Origin of the sequence: Enterococcus sp. S22(2020) (assembly GCF_020295385.1) — a bacterium.
Taxonomy (GTDB): domain Bacteria; phylum Bacillota; class Bacilli; order Lactobacillales; family Enterococcaceae; genus Enterococcus_L; species Enterococcus_L dunnyi.
Map to the genome: position 1 here is coordinate 480,567 of NZ_JACFUD010000001.1, position 17,295 is coordinate 497,861.

The window sequence follows — 17,295 nt, forward strand, 5'->3', positions numbered from 1 at the left end:
GTGCAACAGTTTTTCAGTTTTATTTTTCAGACAGCCACAAAAAGTTTGCAACAGTCTGATCTACTTCTCTATTTTCATGCAGCTGACTATGCTGTGCGTTTTTCCCATAAAAGATTTTTTCTTGAACACTATTTCCATGTGCTTTAAATAAGGCTACTACGCTTAGTGCATCTGCTACTGGAACGATTTCATCACTTAGACTGCCGTCCTCTATATCTCCGGCAAGAATCAGTACAGGTATTCCTGCTGAAACTTTATTGATCCCGTTTGCATAATCTACATAGCGTTCACTTTGAACAGACGGTCCATTTGCAAGCAATCCATCAATCGTCTCCCCTTCTGACAATTCAACAAAATTATTGAAAGGAGCGGCAATCGCAACAAATTTTTGAACTGCCGGTAAGCTTGGATCATCGCCATATGTCGTCAAATACCTTAACGCACTGACGCCGCCCATTGAATGTCCGACAAGATCGACTTGATCGATTTCAAATGTATCTCGAAGATAAATCAGGCAATTCTTGATCCACTCCGCTTGGTTCCATTCATTATTTTTATTATCTTCAAATAATACTTGAATACTTGGATTGTCCTGTTTTCCCGTAAGATTTCCTGAAGCTTTCACTTCTCCTTCAACGCTAACCGTTAGAACAAGTTCTTTCTTCGTGACGCGATCTGCTTCTAGTCGTTTGATCATTCCGCCAAAAGAACCGCTGCCGCCGCTATAACCATGAATAAAAAGTGTAGGAACTGCTGATTTTGACTCAGTTACACTAGAACTTGTCGGGTCTGATGAAGGCTGCTTCTCCACTATTTTTTTACTTGTACAGCCTGTAAAAAGAAGCGCTAAACAAATCAGAACTGTATAAAACATCTTTTTTCTTTTCATAACCGAACCTCCATAACAATAAAATCAAAAAAGCAAGCCAAACCGAATCTCCAGTCTTGACCTGCTTTAGTATATTGGATCTTTTAAATTGAATCTACTTGTTCAAAGTCTAGCTCTGTGCTTGTTTCACGACCGAACATATCGATATTTACTTTCAGTTTTTGGCGTTCTTCATCTACCTCAGTCACTTCTCCTTCAAGACCAGAGAATGCTCCTTCAATGATTCGAACTGTGTCTCCTAAAGAAACATCTAGATCAGACTGACGAGTACTCATGCCGATCGAACGCAAAATGTGGTTGATCTCTTCTTGTAATAACGGTGCTGGTTTACTCCCCGCTCCATGTGAGCCGACAAATCCCGTAACACCTGGTGTATTACGGACAACGTACCAAGAATCATCCGTCATTGTCATTTCTACTAAAACATATCCTGGGAATGTTTTATTGACGATTTCTTTTTCTTTCCCATTTTTTATTTCTGTGGCTGTTTCTTCTGGAACAACAACACGGAAAATAAAATCACCCATTCCCATGCTTTGCGCACGTGATTCAATGTTTGCTTTGACCTTATTCTCGTAACCAGAGTATGTATGAAGTACATACCAATTTTTTTCAAATGATTCCATTTTGATGCAGCTCCTTTGATTTTATAGTAAAAATGATCATTCAAGAATCGTAAACGTCTAGTTAAAACTCATTTTCTTTTGTAAGTGAAAATAAAAAAACCTCAGTTCCCCGAAGTTTTTCTCCACTGCAATTATAGCATCGTTTCTGCTAAATTACTAGTTTTATTATTTAAGAATCCAGCCAAACACTGTTTGAACTGCAGTATCCATGACAAAGAACAATGCTGCGAAAATAATTGACGTTTCAATAACGACCAATGTATCTTTGCGTAATTGTTTTTTTGATGGCCAAGTTACTTGTTTCATCTCATCTTTAACACTACGTAAAAACTTCATTTGAGTCCCTCCAATATCTATTTCGTCTCTTTATGTAACGTGTATTTTTGACAGTATTTACAGAATTTTTTGATTTCTAACCGTTCTCCACGTTTTCCTTCACTGACGGCTTTAGAATAGTTTCTGGAGCCACAATCTGAACATGCAAGTGCTGCTTTTTTGGTTGCCATTGTTCAACCTCCTCTATTCAAAAATTTACTAACTAACATTATCATTCTTTTGACAGAATGTCAATCTATACTCAATAAACTATGGTTTTCAAGGGAATTATGGTATGATTAGCTTGTCAGAAGAATTTATCCTACGGGGGGCTTATCATGTTATTAAAATCCGTTGTTATCAAAAAGAAAAACCTTACAACTGTCAATGAATCTTGTACATTAGAAGAAGCATTGAACATCCTTGAAGATTCAGGTTACCGCTGCGTGCCGATTCTTGATGAATCAGAAAAAATCTTCCGAGGAAATATCTATAAAATGCATATCTATCGCCATAAAGCAAACGGCGGAGACATGAGTCTACCAGTGACTTATTTATTGAAGAATGCCACTAAGTTTATTTTTGTGAATACTTCTTTCTTCAAAGTATTTTTCACGATCAAAGAGTTGCCTTACATTGCAGTTCTAGATGAAAACAATTATTTTTACGGCATTTTAACACATAGTACGTTATTAAATATCTTGGCGCAATCTTGGAATATCGAACGCGGAAGCTATGTTTTGACGATCGCAACAACTGGAAGACAAGGTGATTTAGCTGCAATGACGAAAATCATTGCTAAACACAGTAGTATTGCTAGCTGTATCACTTTAGATATTGGCGAAGATGAGTTTATCCGCCGTACATTGATTACTTTACCAGCTGAAACAACTGAAGAAACTTGTGCTCAAATAGTTGAAAATCTAGAGCGCAAAAACTTAAAAGTTGTTGAAATCGAAGATTTAAAAGCAAATAATGCAGAATAGATAAAAAAGAGCTTGCACGGTGCAAGCTCTTTTTTTATCTTCGATCATTCTTTATTTTTCTTCCCCGATGATTCGAACCTCTGTTTCTAATGAAACATCAAATTTTTCTTTGATGACTGCTTGAATATGTGCGATCAATTCCACATAGTCAGTTGCAGTGGCGTGATCGATATTTACAATGAAGCCGGCATGCTTTTCAGATATCTGCGCACCGCCCCATTTTAGTCCTTGTAAACCTGCATCTTGAATCAGCTTTCCAGTAAAATGCCCGTCCGGACGTTTAAATACACTTCCACAAGAAGGATATTCCAGCGGTTGTTTAGAAACTCTCAGCTCTGTCAGCTCATCCATTTTCGCTTTGATCAGTTTATAGTCACCTTTCGTCAGGCTAAATCTAGCTTCAAGAATGATACAATGCATTGTTTGGATCACACTGTGGCGATAAGAAAAGTCCATTTCTTCATTTGTAAGAGTCTTGATCGTGCCGTCTTCTAATAAAATATCGACAGATGTAAAAACATCCTTGATCTCTCCACCATAAGCGCCAGCATTCATATAGACAGCGCCGCCCACACTTCCCGGAATCCCGCAGGCAAATTCAAAACCAGCCAAATCATGATCCAGCGCAACGTAGGTCGTATCGATCAATTTTGCTCCAGCTTCGACCACTAATCCATCATCCAAAACCGACACTTGCTTCATTTCTTCCAACATAATGACCATTCCGCGAATCCCGCCATCACGCACGATCAAATTACTGGCATTTCCTAAAACAAGCCAAGGAATGTCATGATTTTTACAATAAGCAACTAATAAAGCGACTTCTTCTTTTGATTTTGGGAAAGCCAAAACATCGACTGGGCCTCCAGTTTTCGTAAAAGTAAAGTTCATCAAAGGCTCATCAAATAGTAGTTTTATATCTTTTAATTCAGTCATCATTTCATTTTTATTCATCGAAAGTCGTTCCTTTCTTTCAAACATCCTATTTATTCTAGCATGCCTAAGGAAAACTTTCTAGTCCAATTCTATAAAATATGCTGTTGATGCTGACGAATCATTTTTGCGCATAATTCATGACTTGTGAAAATGTCCGCTTGCCGTAACGTTTCTATTTCTTGGTTTTCTATTGCAGCAATAAATGTCGTCACCATTTGCTGAAATCCTCTTTTTTCTAAAGTCGGCGTCCAATCACCAAACCCTTTTTGTTCTGTCCCCTGAATAGTTCTGACTGTCAAATCAGTTAGATTTTCTAAAGTATACGTTCCCTCATCACTCATCAATTGATACGTTTCTGTATTGGCTCCAGCAAAAAGATTCATCGAAGCAATCGCTGTTGTTGTTTCTGTTTCAACCTGAAGAACGGCTCTTTTTAAGAACCCTTTTTCCTCGATGATCTTCGTCTGAACCTGGCGGATTGAATCATCCAGTAAGTAAACTAGTGTATCTGCAACATGTAAAAATAGATCATAGATGACAAAATCTGTCGTTTGCTGTGCAGCGGTCCGATTCTTTTGGATGAATAACATATTTTTATTTTTCACTGCCTTTAGTTCATCTACTAAAGGTGCAAACCGGCGATTGAAGCCCACCATCAAAAGTAAGTTTTTTTCTGCTGCCAATGTTTGGATTTCCTGCACTTCCGCCAAATTTTCACTTAACGGTTTATCAACAAATACATGGACACCCGCTTCAAGCAATTGCTTTACTACTTGTCCATGAACTTTAGTCGCTACATGGACAAAACAAGCATCGATCCCTCTTTCGATCAATTCCTCGATGGATGATACTGTCTCCGTAAATCCATATCTTTCACTAACTTCCCGACGCGTTGCCTCATTTCTGGTAGATAAGATAAAGGTTGCCTGATCTCTCAATTCAGCATATACAGGTAAATAAGCTTTTTGGGCAATATTCCCTAAACCGATCACTCCGATTTTCATCTGATTTCCTCACAATCATTAATTGATAGCTCTATCATACTATATTTTCTCAATACAGCACCACTTATACCTTATATAAAAAGTTTTAATCTCTCGATATTCCTCTTCTTTATGTTAAACTAAGACTATCAAATCATTACTCTAGAAAGGTGCTGTAAAGATGAAATGTATCTCATGGAATGTCAACGGCTTGAGAGCTGTTGTGAAGAAAAATTTTATGGACGTCTTCAATGAATTAGATGCGGACTTTTTCTGCTTACAAGAAACAAAATTACAAGAAGGTCAAATCGATTTAGATCTTCCTGGTTATTATCAATACTGGAATTATGCTGAAAAAAAAGGCTACTCCGGCACAGCGATTTTTGCGAAAAAAGAAGCGCTGAGCGTTCGCTACGGTATGGGGCTTGAAGAGCACGATCAGGAAGGTCGGCTGATCACATTAGAGTATCCAGAATTTTTTATGATCACGTGCTATACGCCTAATTCTCAAAACGAATTGAAACGTTTGGATTATCGCATGACTTGGGAAGATGCTTTTCGTGCGTATTTGAATGAATTAAGCAAAGAAAAACCTGTGATCTTATGCGGTGATTTAAATGTCGCTCATCAAAATATCGATCTAAAAAACTGGAAAACGAATCAAAAAAATGCTGGCTTCACACCTGAAGAACGTCAGAAATTTACTGAGCTCTTAGACAGTGGATTTATTGATACTTACCGTTATTTCAATCCAGATCAAGAAGGTGTATATTCTTGGTGGAGTTATCGCTTCAATGCGCGGAAAAATAATGCTGGATGGAGAATCGACTATTTTGTTGTTTCTGATGGCTTAAAAGAGCAATTGACTGATGCAAAAATCCATACTGATATTATAGGTAGTGATCATTGTCCAGTCGAAGTCGATTTGGCTTTTTCATAGCCTTTAACGAATTTTATTTCATTTTTATTAATATTTTTCAATTTGCCTTACCATCTGTCTAATCTTTTGATATACTGCATGTATGAATTAATTTTGTTAATCGAAAGGGATAATGACCATGAACTTTTATTCCATAGACTTTGAAACAGCCAGCTATGCTAAACATAGTGCCTGTTCCATCGCTTTAGTAAAAGTAGAAAATAGTAAGATCGTTGATGAATATTATTCACTGATCAAGCCAGAAACAGATTTCTTCTGGAAAAATATTCAAATCCACGGAATCAAACCAGAAGATGTGGCTGATGCACCCAAGTTTCCAGATGTTTGGCAGCAAATTCAAGCTTGTTTCAAACCAAACAGTTTAGTTGTTGCTCATAATGCTCCGTTTGACTGTGGTGTTCTTGCTGGCTGTTTAGATTATTACGGCTTAAATCAGCCGAACTATTTATCCTTATGCACAGTTAAAACAAGCCGCAAACTTTTTCCGGAAATGCCAAATCACAAGTTGAATACTGTTTGTGAGAACTTAAATATTCAATTGAACAATCACCACGACGCCCTTGAAGATAGTCGTGCCTGTGCTGAAATCTTACTTTATCAGGAAAAACATTTCGGTGTAGAACCCTTGAAAAAATTAGTAACAATCAAATAATTCGGCTTTCTCCGCTTCGTTCACTTGATTTTCAAGTTGTAGGAAGCGGTCTTTTTTTGGTATACTCTAGACTACTACGAAAAAAGGGATGTTCTAGATGAAAAAAATTAGTTATGCATTGGCTGGTGCGGCTGTTCCTATCATTATATTTATCCTCTATTTTTTCTTTGCCGCAAATCCTGCAAAAGAAAAAACGATGGAAGCTGCCGAGTCAAGCACATTTGAAACAAACGAGTCAACGTCAACTACCAATGAAGTTTCAACAAGCCTACCAGAAAAATTGGTATATGCTCCGATGGGCGATAGCTTGAGTGCTGGCTGGATCGTTGAAAAAGAAGACGAGAAATTTACTTCTGTTTTAGCAACTAAACTTTCAGAAGAGTTTGATATAAACATCGATCAGAAAGGTATTTTCAAAGCAGGCGAAAAAGCAAGCGGCTTAGGAATATCCAGCATTGAAGACATAAAGGAACAAAAACCAGATTTGGTAACGATCGAATATGGTACCAATGATATTTTAGCTTATAAAGATGATCAAAGCTTACTTCAGTTTGAAGCAAATATTTCTCATATCGTTACAGAGTTGCAGGCTGAACACATTTTTATCGTTTTAGTGACTACTTGGAATCGCGATCAAAAACTGTCCCAGCGCTATGATGACGTTCTTTTTAAAGTAGGAGCAAAATATGGTGTTCCAGTCGCAAATATTCGTGGTCTATGGACTACTCAAACGGATACTATCGATCCCAAAAAGTATCCGAACATTATCGATAGAAAAGAACTGGATAAGGATATGCACCCTAATACTAAAGGGCACGAAGAAATCGCTCAGCGGATTTTCCAGACAATCGAACGGCCTTTTTCAGAGTACCTAAATGAAAAATATGGACTATCGAAATAAAAGAGAGGCTTGCAAAATGCAAGCCTCATTTTTGTTCGCTTATTTTTCTAAAATCTCAATGATTTCTTCCATGTTTTTTGATCCAAAAACAATTTCTTCATCATCAATGATCATTGCTGGTACACTCATGATTTTTTTCTCTGCTTTTAGTTCTGGGAAAACACCGATGTCGATCATTTCTGCTTCGACATCGTGATTCAATGACGCAATTCGCTGACATGAAGCTACGACATCTGGGCAATAATGGCAAGTCAAAGAGACAAAAATTTGAACTTTCTTCTTAGGCAGTTCTTTTATTTTAGCAACTACCGGTTCTTCTATCGGCTGACCTTCGCTCCCTACATTGTAGACAGCTAACACGATCGAGTTGACTTCATGACCACTTGGGATACCGCTAAACTTGATGCCGGTATATTTTCCTTGATCATCTAAAACAACTACACTTGGTAATTTATCAATGCCGTATTGCTCTTCTAGATCAGTTTTCTCGCCTTTTTGGATCGTTTCTAAAAGAATCTTGTCACTTAGTGAAGCGAACTCTGTTAAGAATGAATTCAATTCAAGTGATTTTTCTGCACTACTGTCCATAACTTGCAGCAATATTACGTTTTTTGTTAGTTTTCCGAAGATTCCGCCAAGCTGTTCTCTCATCGCATCTGGGAACCAGGTACTGCTTCCACTTGTTTTTGCCGGCTTTTGCTCTTTAGGTTTTACTTCTTTCTTTTCAGCACGTTGTTTTTCTAAACGGGCTTCCAGACGCGCATTAACGATTGGCAAACCAGCTTTTGTCTTTTCTTCTGTCACGTATTTTTGTGCACTTGTTGCTGCAATTGCACCATCTGCAACAGCTGTGACGATTTGGCGTAATTCTTTGATTCTAAGATCTCCGGCTGCATAAACGCCTGGTACATTTGTTTCCATATTTTCATTGGTTGGCACATAGCCGCGATCTAATTCGACTTTGCCTTCAAAGATTTCTGTGCTAGGTTTGTTTCCAGCAAAGACAAACATGCCGAATGTGCTGCCTTCTGGTGCTTCATAGGTTGTTTCCTCACCTGTTTCGTTGTTGAAAAAGACCGCTTTACGGACAAAATCATCTCCTGTGATCTCTTTTACCTCGGTATTATAGACGATCTTGATATCAGGATGTTGTTTGGCTGCTTCAGCTGTCAGCTTTGCACAAGTAAAATCAGGCTCACGAATGATCATCGTTACTGATTTCCCATAACGAGTTAGATAAACGGCTTCTTCTGCCGCAGCATAACCGCCGCCTAAAACAAAAATGTCTAGTCCTTGGAAAAATTCACCATCACAGGTTGAGCAATAAGCGATTCCACGTCCAGTAAATTCGGCTTCTCCAGGAAAACCGATTTTACGTGCAGAAGCCCCTGTAGCAATGATCACTGCATATGCTTGATAGGTTTTAGTTGCAGACTTTACTGTTTTAACTGTCTGACTCAAATCAACATCAATGATTTCATCTGTTGTAAAATCCACACCAAAATCTAAAGCTTGTAACCGCATATCTTCCATTAATTCTGGACCTGTTGTTGCTCTGATCGCTGGGTAGTTCACGATTTCAGATGTAGTCGTCACTTGTCCGCCGATTTTATCTTTTTCGATGATCAATGTATCCAACATCGCCCGTCCAGCATAGATCCCAGCTGATAAAGCAGCAGAGCCTCCGCCAATAACGATCAAATCATAAATTTCTTGACTCATATATTTTCTCCTGTCTCCTTTTTTAAAAGAAGCCGAACCAGAAGTTTGTACGCTTCTGTCTCAGCCTCTAAGTTTTGCTATTAAAAAATTAGATTTTACCAACTAAGTCTAAGCTTGGCGCGATCGTTTCTTCACCTGGTTTCCAGTTTGCCGGACAAACTTTATCTCCGTGTTCAGCAACAAATTGAGAAGCTTCCAGCTTACGAACTAATTCGTCTGCGTTACGGCCGATTCCCATATCGTTGATTTCGTATGATTTGATTTCGCCTTCCGGGCTGACGATGAATGTGCCGCGGTATGCTTGACCTAACTCTTCATTTAAAACACCGAAGAAACGAGCGATTTTACCGTTTGGATCAGCTAACATCGGGTATTTGATTTTGCCGATCGTGTCTGTTGCATCTGCCCATGCTTTGTGGACAAAATGGCTATCTTCTGATACAGAATAGACTTCACAGTTCAACTCTTTTAAGTGGTCGTAGTGATCTTGCATATCCCCTAATTCTGTTGGACAAACAAATGAAAAGTCAGCTGGATAAAAGAAGAAAATGCTCCATTTGCCTAAAACATCTGCTGTACTAACTTTAATAAAGTCTCCATCTTGGTACGCGTCGCATTCAAAATCCAATAATTTTGTGTTGATTAAATTCATTTATTTTTCCTCCTAATTTTTATGTACTGAATGAAAGCTCGACTCTTATAAAATTAAAAGACAAACTGACTTCAGCAAACTTTTTTTCCTACAATCTTAGCCTATCAGTTTGAAATAATTGTGTCAATAGAATTATTATAATTTAGTTATTTTATCTTTGATATTTCAAGCTTCTCTTTGAGAATATACAAGCTTCATTCTCAATAACATCAAAAAAGGGAGCTTAAACAGAATCCTATTGATTTTTACATAAAGTAATGAAACATTTTTCTTGGCTTAAATAAAAAAACAGTAGAAGTAGAAATGAACGTTTTTTCATTTCTACTTCTACTGCATTACGTCTCCCAAAAGAAGGCTTGTAGCTGTTTGATGAATTCTTTATTTTCAACCAGCTCGCTATGTTTAGTCCTTTCTCCCTGAATCAATAATTCTTGGTAGTCAGACACATTTTCTTGGTAGATCATACTTCCAGAAAAAACACTTTGAACTGGAACAGTTCCATCTGTGGCACTATCTTCGATTTCTCCAGCAATGTTCAACATGTCGATCGTTGAAGGAATCTCATGACGATTTTGGACGTAGCTCTTTAGTAACTGACTAACTTGCTTCACTTCGCCAGCATTAGTTACTGTATCATTCTCTTTATCAGAAGTTCCATTATACGGTGTTCCTAAAGTGATCAGCTTATTCAATTCGGGATCTTCTGTTAAAAGAAAGTTTTCTAAATAGGAAGTGATCACCAATCCGCCATTGGAATGCCCCAAATAATTATAGGTTTTAAAGATATATTTCTTTTGAATAGCTGTTAATGCTTGTTGATACCATTTTCCCTGAACAGCTAATGTGTCGTCACTACTATCTTCAAAAGCAATCACAATGATCGGATGCTCAGATGATGGTGAAAGTTTTCCACTGAAAGAAGTTGTTCCATCAGTTGCTACTGTTACTTTTAAAACTTCTGACTGTTCATTTACTTTTAAAGCTTTGATCAGGCCATCAAAGCGATCCACTGTTCCGTTAGTTCCAGGAACCATGATCGTGGGTGTTTGAATGGGTATTGGTGGATTATTTTCTAATGATTTATCAGCAAATACTGTCAGACTTTTTTGTCCTAAAAAAATGAACAGCAACATGATCGCTGCCATTGAAAAAAATTGAATCATCCAGCTTTTAACTGTTCTCTCCTGCTTCATTGCGATACCTCCTGTTCAAAAAGAACATACGCCTTGAAACTTAAATGAACATTAAAATACTAGGATACAACTTCTTTTTATGCTAAAAGGAATTTTTCATCCATCTTCTTATTTCTAGCGAACTGTTTTCCATGAACATCAATTGCTGCATGCCATTCTTTACATAAATGATGGGGAATTTGCTCAGTCAAATGATTGAATTCTTTACGCATCGCTTCATAATTTTTGTAAGGACCGTAACCAAAGCGGGCAAACAAGCGCATAGCATATTGATCTGCAATAAAGACATTTCTTTCAAAGATGTATAAAAGCATCGCATCTGCGGTTTCTCCTCCCACACCTTTGATTGCTAAAAGTTCTTTTCTAAGTATATCTGTCGGATAAGAACGAAATTTGTCAAGATCAGCATCATGTGAAGCAAACCACTCGATCAACGCCTTGATATAGCTGCTTTTTTGTTTGTAAAAGCCTGCTGGACGAATCAATTCCTGCAACGTGTCTAGATCGATCATCAGTAGAGACTCCACAGTAAGATGAGGTGTCAGATTATCTAATGCTTTATTCGCATTTTTTTCAGTTGTTTGCTGGATCAAAATCATCGATACCCAGTCAGCGATTCGATTTTCCTGTTCCCACCAATACTGATATCCGTAATGAGCCACTAAATTATCCAATATTTTTATTTTTTGTTCATCATTTTTCATCAATTTCGATTCCTTCATTTAAGATAATCACTTTCCCAAAGCTACCGCTGCTTTGTAAGTATTCATGTGCTTTTGATAATTCTTTGAGTTGAAAAATTTTTTCTGGTTTGATGTTTATCTTATTTTTATCTATATAAGTCAATAATTGAGTTAATTTTTCACTATCGACATTCCCAGAATAAAAGCTTGTTAAGTAGCTGTTCCTTTTCAGATCAATAATCGGATCAAAGTTTTCAAGGAACCACTTTCCTCCTAACTGACCAGTGCTGCATAAAATACCGCCTTCGTTAAGACAGTTAAAACTATCTTTGATCGTTGCCGGACCGATCAATTCTAAAATTTTGTCGTAAGAATTAGCTGTTTGTAAATACCCATTTCGATCTTCGACCACATGATCAAAACCTGCTGCGAGCAATTTCGTTTGTTTATCCATCTGTCTGCTGGTTCCGTCTACCACGATTTTAGGATATTTTCCTTTGAGTAATTTAAGAAATGCATTGCCTACTCCGCTTGTTGCACCTCTTACGAGCACCTTATCTGTTGGCTGTATATTTAAGTTTTGCATAGAACCAAATGCTGTGTAATAGGTTTCTGGGATCGTTGCTAAGGTTTCCCAAGAAAGCTTAGTACAGACTGGATAAATCTGTTCATTTGGTAATAGCACATATTCCGCATAACTGCCATCGTAGTCTCGTCCCATTTCTCCCATGATCGAAACGACTTTTTGCCCTAGCGGCAACTTAACTGGATCTGTTGTTTCTTCGATCACACCCACACATTCAATACCTAAAATGCGAGGGAATTTGACTGAAGGAGACTTTCCTTCTCTTGTAAAAATTTCTGAATGATTGATGCCAAACCCCATCACCTTGATCAATGACCAACCTTCTTTAAGTGTTGGCGTTGGAACAGTTTCATAAACTAAATTTTCAGGTCCTCCTGCTTCATAAACGACAACCGCTTTCATTCCTCTTTCCTCCTATTGTTTGATTGTGGATGTAGAAAAACTCAGACCAAATGATGCTATTTTGATCTGAGTAGATGAATTATTCAGTTAGCTCTTTATTTTTAGTGATCATGATCACACCATCACCTAACGGTAACAGAGTTGAAGTCAAATCTGGATGAGTCATCACAGTATCTAAAAATTGATTTAGCTTTCTGTGAATCGTCCGCTGGCTGCGGGGGATCTCTTCGATTGGATCTAAGATCGTTCCTGCCTGAAACACGTCATCCACCATTAAAACACCACCAACACGTAATAAACGCAGACATTCAGGTAAAAACTCAATGTACTTTGATTTTGCACTATCCATAAAAATAAAATCATATGGACCAGTTAATGTAGGTAAAATTTCAGCAGCTTGTCCTTCAAGTAGAGTCACTTTCTCTTCTAAACCTAAGCGTTTATATGTAGCTTTCGCTTTTCTGATCATCACATCAAATCGATCGATCGTCGTGACGTGCCCTTCTTCCCCGACATATTGTGCCATCAAGCTAGAAGAAAAACCGATCGCAGTCCCGATTTCCAAAATATTTTTAGGCTTCATTTGATCTAAGAAAAATTGTAAAAAAACCACTGTTTCATGAGGAATGACCGGAACTCCAGCTTCGTGAGCTTCTTCTTCGATCACACCTAATTCACCTTCGATTTTCTTTTGTTTATCTCGCATAAAATCGACAAGTTCCTTTTTGACAACTGGTCGATGCATCATTTCATTTCGCATACATTTCGCTCCTTTTCGCTTCTTTATTATACGAAGAGATAGCATTGATGTCAAAAAAGAATGTAGAGCAAAACCAAAAATCAGTTTTGTTCCACACTCTTTAAATTTAAGTAAACAGCTAACAAAAAGCAGCCGATAAGCGACCTCTACTTGGCTTATAAGATCGATTTCTTTTTTTGTTGTCCTATTTAGTATAACAATGAGACTAGATCGGCTTTTTCAATATTACCGAAATATTTCTTCACATCGATTTTGTCGACAGCTTCTTCGATCGCTGCTTTTTCATATTTTGTGCCAGTTAGAATTTCTTCGACGTCTTTGATTTCACCTAAGCCAAAGAAATCACCGAAAATTTTGATTTCTTTGATTTCACCGTCTTCTACATTCATTTGAGCATCGATTGCACCAATTGGGAAGCGATGGCGGCGTTCTAGGTTGAATGCAGGAGATTTGCCGTAGTTCCAATCCCAATTACGGTAATATTCATCAGATATTTTATTGATTTTTTTCCAGTCATCATCAGTCAATTCGTATGTTTTTACTTGATCGACAGAATCTACTCCAAAGATTTTCAATAGAATGTCCTCACGAAATTCTTCTGTCGTCATTCCTTGTTTTTCTTCGGGTAAGAATGGTTTGATATTCGTTACACGTGAACGAACAGATTTGATTCCCTTTGATTCAATTTTATCTTTGCGAACTTTTAAAGCGTTGACTACTTCGTCGATATCGCTATCAAACATCAATGTTCCATGAGCAAACATTCTACCGGCAGTCGCGTACATCGCATTGCCAGAAAATTTCATGCCGTCGATCACTAAATCATTACGACCTTTTAATTCAGCTCCGGAAACACCAAGCTCATGCAAGGCTTGAATGATCGGCTGTGTGACTTTAGCAAAATCACGGAAAGAATTGCCATCATCCGGCATGATGAAACTGAAATTCAGATTGCCATGATCATGATACACCGCACCACCACCGCTTAAACGACGAACAACATGGATCCCTTTTTTATCCACATATTCTTTATTGATTTCTTCGATCGTATTTTGGTTACGACCAATGATGATCGATGGATCATTGATATAAAATAATAATATCGGTTCATCCAATGGCTTTTCTTTTAGAAGATATGTCTCGATTGCTAAGTTTACTCTTGGGTCATTATTTTCATTTGGTACAAAAATCACACTTGCTCACTCCTTAAATAGTAATAACTAAATTTTTCTCTGCTAAACAAACTTCTACTTGATCTCCAGCTGCTTTTTGCGCTTGCTCTTTTAGCTCTTCCAACGAGCCATGTTGAGGCAAATGAGTCAAAACAAGCGTTTTAACATGAGCAGCTTTAGCGATTTCTCCTGATTCTTTGGACGTGAAATGAGCATGATGTTGTTCATTTCCTTCAAATAAATACGTATCCGCTAAAAAGACATCCGCATTTTCAGCAAAATCAATAAAGCTTTCTAAGTAACCTGAGTCTCCCGTATAAACAAAAACCTTGCCTGTTTTTTCCTCTACAAAACGCATAGCATAACAAGGAACTGGATGGATCGTTTTCATGAAGGTAATCAAAAATGGCCCTATTTTTAATTCTTCAGCCTCAAAATAAGGCACCGCTTTTGACACATTCGGCATATTCAATGCCTCAAAATGAATTTGATCATCTGTATGTCCATAAATCGGCAAAATAGGCGTCGGTTCCATCACCGGATATAATTGGCGGTAATACTGCAATACACCTAGATCAGCGATATGATCATGATGGTAGTGAGATAAAATCACAGCATCAAGGGTCAAAGGATCGATATGCTCCTCCAAATTTACAAGCGTTGTACTTCCTGCATCTAATAAAAGCTGAAACCCATCCGATTCCAACAAATACGAACTTGTTCCTTCGCCTTTATATGGATATGCGCCTAAACAGCCTAAAACGGTAATGTTCAACTCCATCGACCTCCTTCATTCTTCTCATCCTTATGGTAACATAAAAATGGAAAATAACGGGAAAGAATTAACTGAGGAAACAAAAAAAGAGCATGCCTATTGAAAGACAGCTCTAGTTTATATTAATCAATAACTTTTGGTGCTCCTTTTTCATCACGGGATGTGTCATAAAAGCTTGCAATTGCTACATCATGATAAGGGATCACCCATAGTAATCCGATACCAAACACTAATGTTCCAATAATAAACCAGCCAATAAATGAAAGCTGTAAAAGTAAATATTGACCAAAACGGCCTTTCATCAAGAACAGCGCATATTTAAGTGCATCACTAACTGACAGCTCAGAATCATCCATTTTCACCCAAACAGCGAACTGGAACACTCCGCTAACAAACACACTGATCAAGATCATCAACAAACCAAAAATGATCAATAACAAAGCTAAGGAAATATCCCCAGTCATTTCAGTTCTAAATTGGTCGACTGTCACTGTATTGAACATCAAGCCAAAATAGATCGTCGCACCATATGAGATGAAAATCGGCAATAACACAAGTACGTTCAACACAAGCTCAATAATAGTCTGAGTAAAATTGATCAATAGCATTGGCAAATAGAACTTCCCTTGAAAAATCGCTGTCAGCATATTTGCCTGCACGCGCTTGCCGCGAAGGACTTGCAGCGCACAAAAATACGTACCATACGTAATCGCAAAAAACAGAAAATTATTCAGTAAAAAAGACATCACATTATTTCCTGCACTATCTTGCGGGAAGTTAGCGATCCCTCCCACGACTGAACCAATAATAAATCGAATAAAAACCGCCAAAAAGGTGATCCAAGCCATCGTTCCCCATTGATTCTTCAAGGAAATCCGTGCTTGCTCTCGATGCATAGCATTTGTAATTTGACTTTTCATAAACAAAAACCTTTCTTAATTAATACTCACGGATCTTCGCAACCGTTTCTTGATCCAATCGCTTGATCACTTCTGTTACTAATTTAACTGTATTCAAATAATCATCTTCATGGATCATTGATGTATGTGAATGTAAATAACGAACCGGCACTGTAATCGCCAATGAAGGAACACCGTTTCGAGTCAAATGCATTCTGCCAGCATCCGTTCCTCCGCCTGTGATAACGGTATATTGGAAAGGTATATCATTTTCCTCCGCTACCTGAATCACAAAATCACGCAGTTTTTTATGCGGGATCATCGATGCGTCAAAAATCAAAATTTGTGGTCCCTTACCTAATTCAGAATCAGCTTCCTTCGGTGTCATGCCCGGTGTATCTCCTGCTGTTCCAGTATCAAGTGCGAATGCGATATCAGGATCGACTAAATGAGTACTGGTTTGAGCACCACGCAGACCGACCTCTTCTTGTACATCACTTCCAGCAAAGATAACATTAGGGTGCCCTTGCTCAGCTAGATTTTCCAACACTTTCAATGATACCGCTGTCCCAATACGATTATCCCAAGCTTTAGCTAACATAAATTTTGTATCATTCATTCGACGATATTCAATATATGGTGTGATCATATCACCAGGTCTGATGCCCCATTCAGCAACTTGTTCTGAACTTGACGCACCAATATCGATAAACATATCCGCCACTTCATATGGCTGTTTTCGCGCATCCGGTGTTAATACATGAGGTGGTTTCGATCCGATCACTCCATGAAACAGCTTGCCTTTTGTAGTTTTGATCTGTACTTGTTGTGCCAGCATCACTTGTCCCCACCAGCCGCCAAGCGTTTGAAATTTGATAAAACCTTTATCCGTGATTTGAGTCACCATAAAACCAACTTCATCCAAGTGACCTGAGAAAAAGACTTTTGGTCCTTCTTTATCACCGATACGTTTAGCAATGATACTGCCTAATCCGTCATATATGATCTTATCTGCAAAAGGCTCCGCATATTTTTTGAACAGATCTCTGACCTCTCCTTCATTTCCGGGTACACCTTTGGCATTCGTAAGCTCGATCAGCATTTGTTCTTCTTTTTGATCCACAGTATAAAACTCCCTTCCTGAATAGTTCCTCTAGTATTATACCATTCATTTTTAAATAAAAATAAAGAAACTATTTGTTTTTACTTCAAATGATCCATTT

Annotated in this window: 20 protein-coding genes; 4 read left to right on the plus strand and 16 right to left on the minus strand. The window is 37.9% G+C overall.

All coding sequences use genetic code 11. From position 1 onward, the window contains the following. Positions 1 to 19: 19 nt before the first annotated feature. From H3T55_RS02205 to rpmG, 4 genes are all read right to left on the minus strand, one after another. Complete coding sequence (locus H3T55_RS02205; protein ID WP_225532885.1) at positions 20 to 889, minus strand: alpha/beta fold hydrolase; 870 nt, start codon at positions 887 to 889, stop codon at positions 20 to 22. Positions 890 to 972: 83 nt separating this feature from the next. Continuing rightward, complete coding sequence (nusG, locus tag H3T55_RS02210; RefSeq protein WP_087639420.1) at positions 973 to 1,515, minus strand: transcription termination/antitermination protein NusG; 543 nt, start codon at positions 1,513 to 1,515, stop codon at positions 973 to 975. 165 nt (positions 1,516 to 1,680) lie between these two features. After that, the gene (gene secE, locus H3T55_RS02215) at positions 1,681 to 1,851 is read right to left on the minus strand and encodes a preprotein translocase subunit SecE (protein ID WP_087639412.1); all 171 of its coding nucleotides are present in this window, start codon (positions 1,849 to 1,851) and stop codon (positions 1,681 to 1,683) included. A 17-nt stretch (positions 1,852 to 1,868) separates the two neighbouring features. Beyond that, on the minus strand, positions 1,869 to 2,021 hold the full coding sequence (rpmG, locus tag H3T55_RS02220) for a 50S ribosomal protein L33 (RefSeq protein ID WP_087639411.1): 153 nt from the start codon (positions 2,019 to 2,021) through the stop codon (positions 1,869 to 1,871). Between the two features lie 147 nt (positions 2,022 to 2,168). On the opposite strand from rpmG, the gene cbpA reads away from it, so the two are divergent. Continuing rightward, entirely contained in the window at positions 2,169 to 2,816 is a 648-nt protein-coding gene (cbpA, locus tag H3T55_RS02225) for a cyclic di-AMP binding protein CbpA (RefSeq protein WP_087639410.1), read from the plus strand. A gap of 51 nt (positions 2,817 to 2,867) precedes the next feature. On the opposite strand, the gene murB is transcribed toward cbpA, so the two are convergent. Both murB and H3T55_RS02235 read right to left on the minus strand, forming a co-directional pair. Next, entirely contained in the window at positions 2,868 to 3,770 is a 903-nt protein-coding gene (murB, locus tag H3T55_RS02230; protein ID WP_225532884.1) for a UDP-N-acetylmuramate dehydrogenase, read from the minus strand. Positions 3,771 to 3,841: 71 nt separating this feature from the next. After that, positions 3,842 to 4,756: a Gfo/Idh/MocA family protein gene (locus H3T55_RS02235; RefSeq protein ID WP_225532883.1), complete on the minus strand. Its 915-nt coding sequence runs from the start codon at positions 4,754 to 4,756 to the stop codon at positions 3,842 to 3,844. Between the two features lie 160 nt (positions 4,757 to 4,916). Between H3T55_RS02235 and H3T55_RS02240 the strand changes: the two genes are divergently transcribed. The 3 genes from H3T55_RS02240 (at position 4,917) to H3T55_RS02250 (ending at position 7,228) form a co-directional block, all read left to right on the plus strand. After that, complete coding sequence (locus H3T55_RS02240; protein ID WP_225532882.1) at positions 4,917 to 5,675, plus strand: exodeoxyribonuclease III; 759 nt, start codon at positions 4,917 to 4,919, stop codon at positions 5,673 to 5,675. 118 nt (positions 5,676 to 5,793) lie between these two features. Beyond that, entirely contained in the window at positions 5,794 to 6,327 is a 534-nt protein-coding gene (locus H3T55_RS02245) for a 3'-5' exonuclease (protein ID WP_087639418.1), read from the plus strand. A gap of 97 nt (positions 6,328 to 6,424) precedes the next feature. Beyond that, positions 6,425 to 7,228 (plus strand): SGNH/GDSL hydrolase family protein, encoded by an 804-nt coding sequence (locus tag H3T55_RS02250; protein ID WP_225532881.1) that lies wholly within the window; start codon positions 6,425 to 6,427, stop codon positions 7,226 to 7,228. A 39-nt stretch (positions 7,229 to 7,267) separates the two neighbouring features. Here H3T55_RS02250 and H3T55_RS02255 read toward each other — a convergent pair whose 3' ends face one another. From H3T55_RS02255 to H3T55_RS02300, 10 genes are all read right to left on the minus strand, one after another. After that, positions 7,268 to 8,950, minus strand: a complete 1,683-nt coding sequence (locus H3T55_RS02255; RefSeq protein WP_225532880.1) for an FAD-dependent oxidoreductase — start codon at positions 8,948 to 8,950, stop codon at positions 7,268 to 7,270. Between the two features lie 88 nt (positions 8,951 to 9,038). Continuing rightward, a complete protein-coding gene (gene ahpC, locus H3T55_RS02260; RefSeq protein ID WP_087639415.1) occupies positions 9,039 to 9,602 on the minus strand; it encodes an alkyl hydroperoxide reductase subunit C in 564 nt (187 codons plus the stop codon). A gap of 335 nt (positions 9,603 to 9,937) precedes the next feature. After that, positions 9,938 to 10,795, minus strand: coding sequence for an alpha/beta hydrolase (locus H3T55_RS02265; RefSeq protein ID WP_225532879.1), 858 nt, complete (start codon positions 10,793 to 10,795; stop codon positions 9,938 to 9,940). A gap of 77 nt (positions 10,796 to 10,872) precedes the next feature. Next, complete coding sequence (locus H3T55_RS02270) at positions 10,873 to 11,499, minus strand: endonuclease III domain-containing protein (protein WP_225532878.1); 627 nt, start codon at positions 11,497 to 11,499, stop codon at positions 10,873 to 10,875. Then, positions 11,489 to 12,466, minus strand: coding sequence for a zinc-binding dehydrogenase (locus H3T55_RS02275; RefSeq protein WP_225532877.1), 978 nt, complete (start codon positions 12,464 to 12,466; stop codon positions 11,489 to 11,491). The genes H3T55_RS02270 and H3T55_RS02275 overlap by 11 nt, the downstream gene beginning before the upstream one ends. Positions 12,467 to 12,545: 79 nt before the next feature. Continuing rightward, positions 12,546 to 13,226, minus strand: coding sequence for an O-methyltransferase (locus tag H3T55_RS02280; protein ID WP_087639406.1), 681 nt, complete (start codon positions 13,224 to 13,226; stop codon positions 12,546 to 12,548). Positions 13,227 to 13,414: 188 nt separating this feature from the next. Beyond that, positions 13,415 to 14,419, minus strand: coding sequence for a lipoate--protein ligase (locus tag H3T55_RS02285; protein WP_225532876.1), 1,005 nt, complete (start codon positions 14,417 to 14,419; stop codon positions 13,415 to 13,417). Between the two features lie 13 nt (positions 14,420 to 14,432). After that, on the minus strand, positions 14,433 to 15,173 hold the full coding sequence (locus H3T55_RS02290; RefSeq protein WP_225533221.1) for an MBL fold metallo-hydrolase: 741 nt from the start codon (positions 15,171 to 15,173) through the stop codon (positions 14,433 to 14,435). A 122-nt stretch (positions 15,174 to 15,295) separates the two neighbouring features. After that, positions 15,296 to 16,093, minus strand: a complete 798-nt coding sequence (locus tag H3T55_RS02295) for a DUF975 family protein (protein WP_225532875.1) — start codon at positions 16,091 to 16,093, stop codon at positions 15,296 to 15,298. A 19-nt stretch (positions 16,094 to 16,112) separates the two neighbouring features. After that, positions 16,113 to 17,195, minus strand: a complete 1,083-nt coding sequence (locus H3T55_RS02300) for a M42 family metallopeptidase (protein ID WP_176372736.1) — start codon at positions 17,193 to 17,195, stop codon at positions 16,113 to 16,115. Positions 17,196 to 17,295: the final 100 nt, after the last annotated feature.

Excerpts from the sequence above, each read along its gene's own strand:
- H3T55_RS02205 (WP_225532885.1), bottom strand. The coding sequence starts at position 889 with ATGAAAAGAAAAAAGATGTTTTATACAGTTCTGATTTGTTTAGCGCTT.
- nusG (WP_087639420.1), bottom strand. The coding sequence starts at position 1,515 with ATGGAATCATTTGAAAAAAATTGGTATGTACTTCATACATACTCTGGT.
- secE (WP_087639412.1), bottom strand. The coding sequence starts at position 1,851 with ATGAAGTTTTTACGTAGTGTTAAAGATGAGATGAAACAAGTAACTTGG.
- rpmG (WP_087639411.1), bottom strand. The coding sequence starts at position 2,021 with ATGGCAACCAAAAAAGCAGCACTTGCATGTTCAGATTGTGGCTCCAGA.
- cbpA (WP_087639410.1), top strand. The coding sequence starts at position 2,169 with ATGTTATTAAAATCCGTTGTTATCAAAAAGAAAAACCTTACAACTGTC.
- murB (WP_225532884.1), bottom strand. The coding sequence starts at position 3,770 with ATGAATAAAAATGAAATGATGACTGAATTAAAAGATATAAAACTACTA.
- H3T55_RS02235 (WP_225532883.1), bottom strand. The coding sequence starts at position 4,756 with ATGAAAATCGGAGTGATCGGTTTAGGGAATATTGCCCAAAAAGCTTAT.
- H3T55_RS02240 (WP_225532882.1), top strand. The coding sequence starts at position 4,917 with ATGAAATGTATCTCATGGAATGTCAACGGCTTGAGAGCTGTTGTGAAG.
- H3T55_RS02245 (WP_087639418.1), top strand. The coding sequence starts at position 5,794 with ATGAACTTTTATTCCATAGACTTTGAAACAGCCAGCTATGCTAAACAT.
- H3T55_RS02250 (WP_225532881.1), top strand. The coding sequence starts at position 6,425 with ATGAAAAAAATTAGTTATGCATTGGCTGGTGCGGCTGTTCCTATCATT.
- H3T55_RS02255 (WP_225532880.1), bottom strand. The coding sequence starts at position 8,950 with ATGAGTCAAGAAATTTATGATTTGATCGTTATTGGCGGAGGCTCTGCT.
- ahpC (WP_087639415.1), bottom strand. The coding sequence starts at position 9,602 with ATGAATTTAATCAACACAAAATTATTGGATTTTGAATGCGACGCGTAC.
- H3T55_RS02265 (WP_225532879.1), bottom strand. The coding sequence starts at position 10,795 with ATGAAGCAGGAGAGAACAGTTAAAAGCTGGATGATTCAATTTTTTTCA.
- H3T55_RS02270 (WP_225532878.1), bottom strand. The coding sequence starts at position 11,499 with ATGAAAAATGATGAACAAAAAATAAAAATATTGGATAATTTAGTGGCT.
- H3T55_RS02275 (WP_225532877.1), bottom strand. The coding sequence starts at position 12,466 with ATGAAAGCGGTTGTCGTTTATGAAGCAGGAGGACCTGAAAATTTAGTT.
- H3T55_RS02280 (WP_087639406.1), bottom strand. The coding sequence starts at position 13,226 with ATGCGAAATGAAATGATGCATCGACCAGTTGTCAAAAAGGAACTTGTC.
- H3T55_RS02295 (WP_225532875.1), bottom strand. The coding sequence starts at position 16,093 with ATGAAAAGTCAAATTACAAATGCTATGCATCGAGAGCAAGCACGGATT.